Source organism: Phascolarctobacterium sp., from assembly GCF_030531065.1.
Lineage (GTDB): Bacteria > Bacillota > Negativicutes > Acidaminococcales > Acidaminococcaceae > Phascolarctobacterium_A.
Map to the genome: position 1 here is coordinate 23,850 of NZ_JAUNOQ010000014.1, position 12,439 is coordinate 36,288.

The following is a 12,439-nucleotide window of genomic DNA, read 5'->3' on the forward strand; positions in this document are numbered from 1 at the left end:
GCAGAGCCGCGCATTATTCAGCAGGGCATTCCTTGCCCACAAATTCCTCATAGGCAACCTGTAATTTTTGCGCCAGCTCGCCCGGCTTGCCGTCGGCTACAAAGCCGCGGTCAATCTTAGTCACAGGCATAAATTCGCAGCGCGGGCCGCACAGGAACGCCTCGTCCGCCTTCAAAGCGAACTCCTTATCAAAGGCGCGCTCGATGATCTGCACGTCCATATCCAGAGCCAGACGCTCTTTAAGCAGGCGGCGGGTAATATTTTTATGAATGAAATTATTTTCCGGATGCGTCCACAGAATGCCGTCCTTATAAATAAAGAAGCTGGCCTCCGTGCCCTCGGTAATTTTGCCGTCGCGCACAAAAAGAGCTTCAAAAGCGTTGCTGATAACTGCCTTCTGCTTAGCCAGAACCTCCGGCAGACGGTTCAGAGTATTTACGTCGCAGCGGGCCCAGCGCTCGTCCTTTTCCGTAATAACATTAACGCCCTTGGCGCGTTTAGCGGCCAGCAATTGTCTGTCCACCGGCACGGCGAACATGGTCAGATGCGGAATGCTCTGCTCCGGATAGGCCAGGCCGTAAGGCGCGCTGCCGCGAGTAATCTGCGTATAAACCTCACACTCCTTAAGCCCGGTGGCCTGCAGCAGGCTTTCGTGGAATTCCACAAGCTCCTCGATCATATACACGCCGGGAATCTTCATAGCGATAACCGAATCAAAAAGATTATTCATGTGGGGCAGCAAAGCAAAACAGCGCCCGTTATAAACCGGCACCAGCTCGAAAACGCCGTCGCCAAAATTATGGCCGCGGTCCGTAACGTCGATATAGGCTTCTGCCTCCGGCATAATCTCACCGTCCACCAATACTAATTTTTCCTGATTTTCACTCATCTTAATTCCTCCATTTGCCGTATCTTGTATTGTTCATTATTTTTTTACTTTTTTATGCGTGCCAACCCTACAAAATATTGTATAATAATAAAGTAAGGTGACAATATTGTTATTATACACCATATCAATGCCTTTTGGCAAAATTTGTCGCAAAGAAGCCACAGCAAATTACTGCGGCTGTTTTTATTTGCTCACGAAAAAAACACGTAAAGGAGAATGCTATGAGCCATCTGCCAACCATCATCAGTGACCTGGCCATGATCCTGTTAGTTGCCGGCGTTACTACCATTCTGTTCAAAAAAATCAACCAACCCCTGGTGCTGGGCTACATCATCGCCGGCTTTATCACCGGCCCTAATTTTTCCTTCTTCCCTACCATTGCCGACAACGCCAATGTGCAGGCCTGGTCGGAAATAGGCGTAATCTTCCTGCTGTTCGCGCTGGGTCTGGAATTCAGCTTTTACAAGCTGAAAAGCGTAGGCAGCACCGCCTTTATTGCTACGGCCGTGGAAATACTCGGTATGCTGGCCGTGGGCTACGCAGCGGGCACCATGCTGGGCTGGAGCCATATGGACAGCCTGTTTTTAGGCGGTATGCTTTCCATGTCCTCCACCACTATCATTATTAAAGCCTTCGACGACCTCAAGCTGCGCAGTCACAGTTTTACCGAAGTTGTGTTCGGCATCCTCATCGTTGAGGATATTGCGGGCATCGTTATGATGGTGATGCTGTCCACCATGGCTGTGGCTGCCTCCGGCATTTCTTCGGCTGAGCTGCTTTTAAGCATCGCCCGCTTGGTATTTTTCCTAGTGCTGTGGTTCGTACTGGGTATGTACCTGGTGCCCAGCTTTTTCAAATGGGCGCAAAAGCTAATGAACGACGAAACCCTCGTCGTATCCTCCATCGGCCTGTGCCTAGGCATGGTGGTGCTGGCTACTAAGCTTGGCTTTTCCGCCGCTTTAGGCGCGTTTATCATGGGTTCTTTGATCGCCGAAGCGCCTAACGCCGAAAGAATCGAGCATTTAGTTGCGCCTGTCAAGGATTTGTTTGGCGCTATCTTCTTCGTATCCGTAGGCATGATGGTGAACCCCGCCCTGCTGCTGGAGCATTGGCTGCCCATTTTAGTTTTAGTCATTGCCACCATTACCGGCAAGCTGATCTTTTCCACCGGCGGTGTGCTGGCCTCCGGTCAAAGCCTGAACACCTCCGTACACTGCGGCTTCAGTCTGGCGCAGATTGGCGAATTTTCCTTCATCATCGCTTCCTTGGGCATGAGCCTGGGCGTTATCAGCGGCTTCCTTTATCCCATTATCGTAGCCGTTTCCGTAATCACTACCTTTTCCACGCCCTTCTGCATTATGTCCGCCGAGCCCTTCTACCAGCAGCTGCTCAAGCTGCTGCCGCCGCGCCTGCTGAACTGGCTGACACGCTATACCGACAGCAGCACCGAAAGCGGCAAGGATCAGGATTGGAAAAACCTGCTTTCCGCTTATATCATGCGCATGCTGATTTTCAGCACGCTGCTGCTGGCTGTGGCCATGAGCGCCGAGCATTACCTGCTGCCCTATATGCGCGATACCTTGCAGGTTCCCTACGGCAACTGGCTGACAGGCGCGTTGACCCTTATCGTTATGGCTCCCGTGCTGCGAGCCGTTTTGGTTAACCGGGCCGGTAATTCCGACCTTTTCTCCATTCTATGGTTTAAACGCCGCGCTAACCATCTGCCGCTGATGATTCTGGTGCTGGGCAAAATACTCGTTGCCGCCAGCGCACTGTACTTCATCTTTAACAAGCTTATCGGCCTGCACGGTATGGTGGCCTGCCTGGCTATCGTCGGCGCAGCCTACCTCATTTCCTCCTCCGACTGGCTGATGAGCGAATACCTGCGCATCGAATCCCGCTTCTTAGTCAACCTTAACGAAAAGCACATGCGTAAGCACCGCGAAGCCCTGGCCGAAAAGGACGAGCAGCATAATTGGTTCGACGAGGATTTGCAGCTGGCCTTTTACGAGGTTAAGGACGATTCTCCCATCATCGGTAAAACCATGGCCCAGCTGGCCTTCCGCGAAAGCTACGGCTGCAATGTGCTGCAAATCACCACGCCTGCGGAAACGGTGGATATGCCCGGCGGCGAGCAAACCGTAGTCAAGGGCTCCACCCTGCTGCTTATTGGTACGGCAGCGCAGCTCAAGGTTTTTGACGGCGCTATCGCTCAGCGTCATTTAGCTCTGCGCCGCCAAAAAGCGCCGCAAACGCTGCGGCAATTTATGCTGGCGAATGATAATTCTCATCCGGAGCAGCAATTTCTTTCGCTGGCAATTACCATCGACAAGCATTCGCCTGTTCTGGGAACCTCGCTGAAAGCAGCCAACCTGCGCCATAAATGGAGCTGCCTCGTTATCGGTCTGGAGCGCGGCGCCTTTACCATCACCAATCCTCACGTATCTCTGGTCTTTGAAGAAAACGACCTGCTCTGGGTACTGGGCAAGCAGAAAATGATCAATACCTTAATCAGAGAAGAAATACTGTAATAAAAAATCGCCTGTTATGCAAATGCTTTTTACTTATAAAAACAGCCTGCCGGTTCACACAAACCGACAGGCTGTTTTGCCATATGAAGTTTTTAGAGATTAACCCTGCTTGCTTTCAGCGATAATCTTTTCTGCCATCTTAGCAGGAACATCTTCGTAATGATCGAATTTCATTTCAAAGGTGCCCTGACCTTGGGTAATGGCGCGCAGGTCAACAGCATATTCTGTAATTTCTGCATAGGGAACCTGGGCAGTTACAACGCTCATGCCCTCTTCCACGCTCTGCATGCCAAGGATACGACCGCGCTTTTGGTTCAAATCGCCGATAACGTCGCCCATCATAGAATCAGCGCAGGTTACATTCAAGCTGTAAATAGGCTCAAGCAACACGGGCTTGCACAATTCCATCGCTTTCTTGAAGGCGATATTAGAAGCAGTTTTAAATGCCATTTCAGAGGAATCGACAGTATGGTAAGAGCCGTCCAGTAAAGTAATGCGCATATCGACTACCGGATAACCGGCCAGAATGCCTTTTTCCATAGCTTCGCGCATACCCTTTTCAACGGCTGGGATGTATTGACGCGGAACAGCGCCGCCGAAGATCTTATCGACGAATTCAAAGCCGCCTCCCGGAGGCAGGGGCTCCATCTTAATCACAACATGACCGTATTGGCCGTGACCGCCGGACTGCTTCTTATGCTTGCCCTCCACCTCGGCAGTGCCGCGAATGGTTTCGCGGTATTCGATGATAGGAGCTTTAAGAACAGCTTCCACGCCGAATTTACGCTGCATGCGCTCCATAATAATCTCGATATGCTGGTCGCCCATACCGCTGATAAGCGTTTCTTTGGTTACCGGGTTCTTGGTCACGATAATCGTCGGGTCTTCGTCCATCAGACGGGTCAATGCGGACATAATCTTGTCCTCGTCGCCCTTCTTCTTCGGATAAATCGCCCTGGTGTACATAGGCAGCGGGAAATTGATGGGCGGGAACTCCACCTCAGAATTCTTATCGCACAAGGTATCGCCGGTGCAGGTGTATTGCAGCTTGGCTACTACGCCGATATCGCCTGCAGTAACCTGCTTCATAGGAATTTGCGTCTTGCCGCGCATCGTAAAGATGTTGGCGATGCGTTCTTCTTCCTCGCGGCGAGAATTATATACCATGCTGTCTGCCTTGATGCAGCCGGAGAATACACGGAAATAGCTCAAACGGCCTACAAAGGGGTCGGAAGTAGTCTTGAATACCAAAGCCGCCATCGGCGCGTTAGCGTCGCGCAGCTCTTCTTCGCCGGTTTCTTTATCGGTAACGATATAGTCGTTCAAAATTGCCGGATAGGTAAAGTCAATGATGGCGTTCATCAAGCGGCCCAAGCCGATATTCTTGTAAGCGCTGCCGCACAGCATCGGGTAAATGATAGCCTGACGGATGCCCTTAATCAGGCATTTCATAATTTCCTCGTCGCTGATGGCTTCACCTTCCAGATAACGCATCATGCAGTCGTCGTCCGCTTCTACCGCAGCCTCGATCATCTTTTCGCGGGCGGCTTCGGCAGCTTCTTTATACTCTTCCGGAATTTCTATTTCATCGGAGCCGTTGCCGTTGGCACGATAGGCTTTCATCTTATACAAGTCTATAATGCCCTCGAATTTATCTTCCTTGCCCAAGGGCAGCTGCAAGGGCAATACGTGCTTACCGAATTTGCCGCGCAGATTATCCAGAATGCTGTCGAAATCAGCGTTTTCACGATCCATCTTGTTGACGAAAATAATACGCGGCAGGCCGGCCTCCTCAGCCAGCTTCCAGCATTGCTCCGTACCAACCTGTACGCCGCTGGTTGCGCAGACAACGATCAACGCGCTGTCAACCGCTCTGAATGCACCCTTAACCTCTGCCACGAAATCGGCGAAGCCGGGAGTGTCGATAAAGTTGATCTTGCTGTCGCGCCATTCTACAGGAGCCAGCGTAGCATTGACGGAAACCTTACGTTTAATTTCTTCGGGCTCATAGTCAGTGGTGGTAGCACCGTCCTCAACCTTGCACATTCTGCTGATAGCTCCGCTGCGGTACAGCAGGGCTTCGGTTACGGACGTGGTTCCTGCTCCACCATGACCCACAATGGCCACGTTTCTGATCTTATCACCAGTGTATTCTTTCATAAATAAATCCCCCTTAGGCATTTTTTTGATGCATAATATTTCGCTGAATTTACTGATTATTCCTGCCAAAGTCGGTAAAATTAACTTATATTTTTCCTGCTACTATTAAAGTGTAACGCAAGTAACACTAAACAATATTTTCACGGCCTACAAAAAATATTTGTCTGCCGACGTTTTTCGTATTATAATGATGTCAGAATAAAATACAAGAGGAGGATGCTTATGTGCCAAACCCCAGATTGGTCCGCTGGTGACCTTTATCTGCGCGAAAACGTACCAGAGCTTGCCCCATTAGTCGAAAAATATTCGCCCTGCCCTCTGCGGGCCAAGCCCCAAAGCGACTACTTTACGATTCTGCTGACGGGCATCGTTTCCCAACAGCTGCCGCCCGACGTCAGCCAAAGCCTGATGCAGAAGCTGGAGCAATTAGCCGGCAAACCTATTATGCCCCAGGCTATTTTGGACATTCCGGAGGAAAAGCTCTTAGCTATCGGCCTGGTTAAGCAAAAAATCGATTATCTGACAGCCTTTGCCAACGCCATTACGAGCGGCCGAATCGTCATGGAAAACTTCGTCAATATGACCGACAGTCAGATTACCAAGCAGCTTTTGCAGGTGCGCGGCCTAGGTCAATGGACTATCGAAATGTTCCTGCTGCTGGCCTTGTGCCGCACGGACGTAGTCCCCACCGCGGACTTCATCTTTAAAAAGGAATTGCAGCAGCTTCTGGGACTTGCCGCCGTGCCCAAGCGCGGACAAATCAACCAAATCACCGAGCCCTGGCGCCCCTGGCGTTCCCTGGCAGTGTGGTATCTCTGGCAGCACGCCAATAATAAATAATCGCTTAATACAAAATACTTCTGTAGCACAATAAAGGTCAACCACATGACTTATACATCAACTTTAGACTATTACAACGCCAACGCCCAAGACTTCGTCGAAGGCACAGTGCGCGTAGATTTTCATATAACGCAAGATAAGTTTTTAGCTCTGCTGCCAAAAGGTGCAGCCATTTTGGATTTTGGCTGCGGCAGCGGCAGAGATACCAAATATTTTTTAGAACACGGATTTACTGTTGAAGCTACCGACGGCTCGATAGAGCTGTGCCGGTTGGCTAGCGAATACAGCGGCATCAAAGCCAGTCAGATGCTCTTTCAAGAGCTGAATGCAGTGGAAAAATATGACGGTATTTGGGCCTGCGCTTCTATCCTGCATTTGGGTTGGAAAGATTTAATTATTGTACTGAAAAAAATGGTACGGGCACTAAAAAGCGACGGCGTAATTTATGCGTCTTTTAAATATGGACGATTAGCTGGCGAACGCAACGGCAGGTTTTTCACCGACTTAGATGAGGAAGGTTTGCAAAACTTGCTCCAAACAGTAGATGAATTGCAAATAAAAGAACTTTGGATTACAAGTGATGTGCGTCCCGGCAGGAGTGAAGAAAAATGGTTGAATGTGTTGCTAAAGAAGCGCTACAACAGGAAATAGAAGTTGAGCCCATTAGCGTTATCACCGGCGACAACAACTACAAAAAGTTTCTCTATTACCAACTGAAAATGAGTATTCAGCAAGCGGACGACATTGATATAGTTGTTTCTTTTTTGATGGAAAGCGGCGTGCGCATGTTGCTGAAAGACTTGCAGGCAGCTTTGAAGAGAGGCGTACGCATCAGACTGCTCACTGGCAACTATTTAGGTATTACCCAGCCTGCGGCGCTGTATCTGATCAAAAAAGAACTAGGCAACAGCGTCGATTTGCGTTTTTATAACGATACTACACGCGCCTTTCATTCCAAAGCTTATATTTTTCATTACGGCGACGACGGCGAAATTTTCATCGGTTCCTCTAATATTTCTCGTAGCGCCCTGACTGAAGGTATCGAGTGGAATTATCGACTGATTAAACGCATTGATAAGGAAAGCTTTGCTTCCTTTTACGAAACATTTAATCGTTTGTTTAATAATCATTCCATTGTTATTGACGACAAGGTACTGCAAAGCTATTCCAAAAGCTGGCACAAGCCTTCTGTAGCCAAAGATTTGGAGCGCTATGAAATAACCAATGATGAAAATACCCATGTAAGCAGCTTATTCCAGCCTCGCGGCGCGCAAATAGAAGCTTTGTATTCCCTGAACAGTTCCCGTGAAGAAGGCGCAACCAAGGGTGTTGTCCAAGCTGCTACAGGCCTGGGTAAAACTTATTTGGCTGCATTCGATTCAGTTAATTTCAAGCGTGTACTATTTGTTGCTCATCGCGAGGAAATTTTGCGTCAAGCGGCAGAATCTTTTAAAAATGTGCGTCCTGACGACAGCTGCGGCTTTTTCACAGGTCAGCAAAAAGACACAGATAAGCAACTGATTTTTGCTTCTGTGGCTACTCTTGGCAAAGAGCAGTATTTAAACGAAAAATATTTTTCTAAAGATTATTTTGATTACATAGTAGTGGACGAGTTCCATCATGCGGTTACTAAGCTGTATCGCAATATCGTAGAATATTTTACGCCCAAGTTTCTGCTGGGACTGACGGCTACGCCGGATCGCATGGACGGCCGCAATATTTTTGAGCTCTGCGATTATAATGTGCCCTATGTGATTACCCTGCAGGAAGCTATAAACAAAGGCTTGCTGACCCCTTTCCATTATTATGGAATTTATGACGAAACCGATTATTCCAGCATGCGTTTTACAGGAGGACGTTATAACGAGCAGGACTTAAATGCGGCCTATTTAGGTAATCAGCGCCGTAACGAATTGATTTATAAGCATTATTTAAAGTATCGTTCTAAGAAAGCTTTAGGCTTTTGCTGTTCCCGCCTGCATGCGGAAATGATGGCCAAAGATTTTTGCGAGCGCGGTATACCGGCAGTAGCTGTGTACAGCGACGCTCAAGGGAAGTTTTCTGAAGACAGGCAACGCGCTATTTACAAGCTGGTTAAAGGCGAAATTAAAGTGATTTTTTCTGTGGACATGTTCAATGAAGGCGTGGATATTCCTGCAGTGGACATGGTAATGTTTTTACGTCCGACAGAAAGTCCCATCGTCTTTTTGCAACAACTAGGCAGGGGGCTAAGGTTGTACAAGGGTAAACATTTTTTGAATGTTTTGGACTTTATTGGCAATTATGCTAAGGCCGAGTGCGCTCCCTTTTTGCTAGCGGACAAGACGACTAACGGACGCAGAGAGTTAACTCGCGGAGAATTGGAATACCCAGACGACTGCATTGTGGATTTTGATATACCGCTTTTGGATTTATTCCAGCATTTAGAACAGCGCCGTCGGCATATAAAAGAACGTATTCAACAGGACTTTATGCGAGTACAGGAATTTTTAGGCAAAGTCCCCACTCGCCTGGAAATGTTTACCTATATGGATGACGAGATTTATTATCTGTGCCTAAAAAACGCCAAAGATAATATCTTCAAGAATTATCTTTCTTATAAGGAACAGTTGGGACTGTTGACTAAGGCAGAGGCGGAACTTTGCACCTGCGTGGGCAAGGAGTTTGTGCATCTTTTAGAGACCACAGATATGACCAAAGTGTATAAAATGCCGGTATTGCGCGCTTTTTATAATGATGGAAAAATACGCATGGCTGTAACGAAGGCTGAACTTTTATCCAGTTGGAAGAGCTTTTTCAATGACGGAACAAATTGGAAAGATTTGAAGAAAGGAATTACCTTAGAAGAATACAAGAGTATAAGCGACAAGGCTCATTTGAGCAATATTTTGCGTAACCCAGTAAAGTTTTTAAAAGCTTCCGGCAGAGGCTTTTTCGTAGAACGCGACGGCTATCCTATTGCTTTAGCAGATTCTTTGGCCAACGTAGTGCAGAACAGCGCTTTTGCGGCGCAGCTAAAGGATATCATTGAGTACAGAACTATGGAATACTATCGAAGCAGGTACGAAGCGAAGAAATAGCACGCACAAAAAACTCGACTACGGCTTTCCTAATTATAAGGAAAATCGTAGTCGAGTTTTCTTGTCTTAATCTAAAATTTTACTTCGCTGGGCTCGTAATCCACCGTCGTTTTGACAAAAGCGATTTCATTACAGTAGGGATATTGCGGGCAGTACACGCATTCCTTCCACACCTTCTGCGGCAGCTTATCCTTAGCCGTTTCAATATAATCGCATTTAGCAAAAAATCCCGGCTGATAAGTCAGGGTAAAGAACATGGTCACGCCGCGTTCGATGCCCTCTTGCTCCAGCCTGGCCACCAGCTGACGGCCGATGCCGGTACATTTCAGGCTGGGTTCCACCGCCAGACTGCGGATCTCAGCCAAACGGTCCCACACGAAGTGCAGCGCGCCGCAGCCCAGCAGCCGATTGTTTTCCACGGCGATGATATAATCGCGCAGATTTTCATAAATAGCGTTACGGGAACGCGGCAGCATCAGGCCTTCGCGAGCGTAATCGTTCAACAGCTTATGTATATGCTCCACATCGCTGAATTTAGCGGGACGAAAAGTAATCATGGTCAGGACACCTCGATAAACTAGTCTTGCAAGACGCCGCAAGCGGCGCCATCTTATTGCGTAGTATATATTACCACGATTCGCCTTATAGCACAATAAAAAATAAGGCGGCAGTAATAAATTTATCTAAAGAGCGCCAGCTCACAGGCGTTCGTCCAGCATATCGGCGGCAGCGCACAAGGCCACAATCATCGCGCTGGGCCGCGGCGGACAGCCGGGCACGGCAATATCCACCGGAACTACATCGGCAGCCTTGCCCACGATGGCATAGGTAGAGCCGTAGGTGGCTCCGCCTGCTGCGCAGGCTCCGCAGGCCATCACGAGTCGTGGCTGCGGCATGGCCTCGTAGGTCATGCGCAGGGCCTGCTCCAAATTGCGCGTCACTACGCCCGTCACCATCAGCATATCCGCATGGCGCGGCGAAGCCACAAAGGCGATGCCGTAGCGGTGTAAATCGTATATGGGGTTACTGGTCGCGCCCATTTCAAAATCGCAGGCGTTGCAGCTGCCCGCGTCCAAATGGCGCACATGCAGCGAACGTCCCAGCTTGGCCGTAACCGTTCGGCTAACTTCTACCTGACTGTCGCTCAAAATATCCGCTAAGCGCTCCTTATTGCTGTGGCTCAGCGCCTTCTCAGCGCAGGCCTCCACACAGCGGCCGCAGAACAGGCATTTATGGTAGTCTATCTGTGGTCTGCCCTGTTCCATAGCCACAGCCTGCACAGGGCACGCCGCCGCGCACCGTCCGCAGCCGCTGCAGCCGTCGGCGCAGCGCAGCTGGCCGCGCAGCCTCTTGGAGCCGGTCGTTTCTATATTTTCCGTAGCGATTTTACCTGCTAAAATCGCTTCCAGCATTTTTAACATCTCGCCACCTCCTAGCGGTCTATGCAGGCATAGCACAGCTCAAAGCTTTTATTGATCAAGGGGAAATCAGGGATAATATCGCCCTGAACGGCCACCGTCAGCGCCGGCCAGTTGGGATAGGAGGCGGAACGGATAAAGCAGCGGTCAAGGCGGCCGTTTTCATCCAGCAGCAGCCAATGGATATTATCTCCCCGTGCCGATTCGCTGATGCCCCAGCTACCCTCCAAAGCGCGCAGCTGGCCTAAATCCGCCTGCAGCTCCGTATCGGCGTTGCGGCGCAGCTTGGCTATCAGCTGCCGCACTAGGCTAAGACTTTGAGCTACCTCGCCCACGCGCACCTTAATGCGGGCTTCCACATCGCCGCTATGCTCGACCACCACGTCGAAATCCAATTCGTCGTAAATGCCAAAGCCCATATCCTTGCGGCTGTCGCGGGCAATACCGCTGGCGCGCGCGCCCACGCCCACCATAGCCAAATCGAAGGCCGTGTTTTCACGAACGATGCCCGTCGTGCGGATGCGGTTGACGAAATTGGCCTGCTCCCACATGATATGCACCATATCGGCGTAAACCTTTTCCACCTCTTTGAGCACGTCATCTATCTCTTCTAAAATTTTATCGTCGGCGTCCATAGTAACACCGCCGGGAACTATCAGCCCGCGCAGAAAGCGACTGCCGGTCAGCAGCTCGTTAAGCTGCATTAAATATTCCTTCAAACGCGCGCCCATGCTGATAACAGGCGAAAAGCCAACCCCGGCGCAGATATTACCCGTATCGCCCACATGGTTATACAAGCGCTCCAGCTCCAGCGCCAGCGTGCGCAGCAGCCAGGCACGGTACGGCACCTGCGCCTCCGACAGCTTTTCCACCGCCTGGCAGAAGCTCAAACTGTTGGCCACGCTGCAGGCGCCGCAAATGCGCTCGATAATGGGCATGGCCTCCCAAGGCGTTTTGCCCTCCAAAGCCTTTTCAATACCGCGATGGGTAAAGAATAGCTTGGCGTCCAGCTGCAGCATGGCCTCGCCCGCCTGGCTGAAACGGAAATGCCCCGGCTCGATGATGCCTGCGTGAATGGGTCCGACAGGAACCTCAAACAACCCCTCGCCTGTTGAAGTCATCATTTCGTATTCACGCCGGCCATGGCATTGGCAGTCCACCGGCGTCTGCTTGAGCAGCGGATGGAAATCGGAAGGAAAGCTTTCGTGCAGCACCAAAGGCCGCAAATCCGGATGCCCTTCCGGCACTAAGCCGAACATATCGTGCAACTCCCTCTCATACCAGGCGGCCGCAGGCAGCAGTGTGGTCAAGCAAGGATAGTTGAAAGGCCCCTCGGCGGGAAATTCCGTTTTCAATACGTCCAGACTGCGCTTTTCCGCATTATAGAACAGGCAGTAAATCGCCAGACCGCCGCCGCGCAGGGTTTCGTCCGCGCCGAACATAGCGGCCAGCGGATGTTTACCGCCGCCGCTGCAAATATTAGCGGCGCCGCGCAGATTTTCAGGTTTTACCAGCATAGCA

9 protein-coding genes are annotated in these 12,439 nt (G+C 50.1%); 4 read left to right on the forward strand and 5 right to left on the reverse strand.

Going from position 1 to position 12,439, the window contains the following annotated elements; genetic code table 11:
- Positions 1-13 precede the first annotated feature (13 nt).
- Positions 14-889: an aminotransferase class IV gene (locus Q4E64_RS09270; protein WP_303167595.1), complete on the reverse strand. Its 876-nt coding sequence runs from the start codon at positions 887-889 to the stop codon at positions 14-16.
- Positions 890-1,110: 221 nt separating this feature from the next.
- On the opposite strand from Q4E64_RS09270, the gene Q4E64_RS09275 reads away from it, so the two are divergent.
- The gene (locus Q4E64_RS09275) at positions 1,111-3,420 is read left to right on the forward strand and encodes a cation:proton antiporter (RefSeq protein WP_303167597.1); all 2,310 of its coding nucleotides are present in this window, start codon (positions 1,111-1,113) and stop codon (positions 3,418-3,420) included.
- A 99-nt stretch (positions 3,421-3,519) separates the two neighbouring features.
- Here the strand turns inward: Q4E64_RS09275 and fusA are convergent, their stop codons facing one another.
- Positions 3,520-5,580, reverse strand: coding sequence for an elongation factor G (gene fusA, locus Q4E64_RS09280; protein WP_303167598.1), 2,061 nt, complete (start codon positions 5,578-5,580; stop codon positions 3,520-3,522).
- A 222-nt stretch (positions 5,581-5,802) separates the two neighbouring features.
- On the opposite strand from fusA, the gene Q4E64_RS09285 reads away from it, so the two are divergent.
- The 3 genes from Q4E64_RS09285 to Q4E64_RS09295 are packed head-to-tail and all read left to right on the forward strand — an operon-like array spanning position 5,803 to position 9,500.
- Entirely contained in the window at positions 5,803-6,420 is a 618-nt protein-coding gene (locus Q4E64_RS09285) for a DNA-3-methyladenine glycosylase (RefSeq protein ID WP_303167599.1), read from the forward strand.
- Between the two features lie 45 nt (positions 6,421-6,465).
- The gene (locus Q4E64_RS09290; RefSeq protein ID WP_303167601.1) at positions 6,466-7,071 is read left to right on the forward strand and encodes a bifunctional 2-polyprenyl-6-hydroxyphenol methylase/3-demethylubiquinol 3-O-methyltransferase UbiG; all 606 of its coding nucleotides are present in this window, start codon (positions 6,466-6,468) and stop codon (positions 7,069-7,071) included.
- Positions 7,029-9,500: a DEAD/DEAH box helicase family protein gene (locus tag Q4E64_RS09295; protein ID WP_303167602.1), complete on the forward strand. Its 2,472-nt coding sequence runs from the start codon at positions 7,029-7,031 to the stop codon at positions 9,498-9,500. Before Q4E64_RS09290 ends, Q4E64_RS09295 begins: the two co-directional genes overlap by 43 nt.
- A gap of 71 nt (positions 9,501-9,571) precedes the next feature.
- Here the strand turns inward: Q4E64_RS09295 and Q4E64_RS09300 are convergent, their stop codons facing one another.
- The 3 genes from Q4E64_RS09300 to Q4E64_RS09310 all read right to left on the reverse strand — a co-directional run bounded on the left by Q4E64_RS09300 (position 9,572) and on the right by Q4E64_RS09310 (position 12,435).
- Positions 9,572-10,054: an N-acetyltransferase gene (locus tag Q4E64_RS09300; RefSeq protein ID WP_368501563.1), complete on the reverse strand. Its 483-nt coding sequence runs from the start codon at positions 10,052-10,054 to the stop codon at positions 9,572-9,574.
- Between the two features lie 144 nt (positions 10,055-10,198).
- Complete coding sequence (gene nuoB, locus Q4E64_RS09305; protein WP_303167605.1) at positions 10,199-10,921, reverse strand: NADH-quinone oxidoreductase subunit NuoB; 723 nt, start codon at positions 10,919-10,921, stop codon at positions 10,199-10,201.
- A gap of 11 nt (positions 10,922-10,932) precedes the next feature.
- Complete coding sequence (locus Q4E64_RS09310) at positions 10,933-12,435, reverse strand: NADH-quinone oxidoreductase subunit C (RefSeq protein ID WP_303167606.1); 1,503 nt, start codon at positions 12,433-12,435, stop codon at positions 10,933-10,935.
- Positions 12,436-12,439 lie beyond the last annotated feature (4 nt).

Coding starts and splice junctions, on each gene's coding strand:
- Q4E64_RS09270 (WP_303167595.1), bottom strand. CDS start 889: ATGAGTGAAAATCAGGAAAAATTAGTATTGGTGGACGGTGAGATTATG.
- Q4E64_RS09275 (WP_303167597.1), top strand. CDS start 1,111: ATGAGCCATCTGCCAACCATCATCAGTGACCTGGCCATGATCCTGTTA.
- fusA (WP_303167598.1), bottom strand. CDS start 5,580: ATGAAAGAATACACTGGTGATAAGATCAGAAACGTGGCCATTGTGGGT.
- Q4E64_RS09285 (WP_303167599.1), top strand. CDS start 5,803: ATGTGCCAAACCCCAGATTGGTCCGCTGGTGACCTTTATCTGCGCGAA.
- Q4E64_RS09290 (WP_303167601.1), top strand. CDS start 6,466: ATGACTTATACATCAACTTTAGACTATTACAACGCCAACGCCCAAGAC.
- Q4E64_RS09295 (WP_303167602.1), top strand. CDS start 7,029: ATGGTTGAATGTGTTGCTAAAGAAGCGCTACAACAGGAAATAGAAGTT.
- nuoB (WP_303167605.1), bottom strand. CDS start 10,921: ATGTTAAAAATGCTGGAAGCGATTTTAGCAGGTAAAATCGCTACGGAA.
- Q4E64_RS09310 (WP_303167606.1), bottom strand. CDS start 12,435: ATGCTGGTAAAACCTGAAAATCTGCGCGGCGCCGCTAATATTTGCAGC.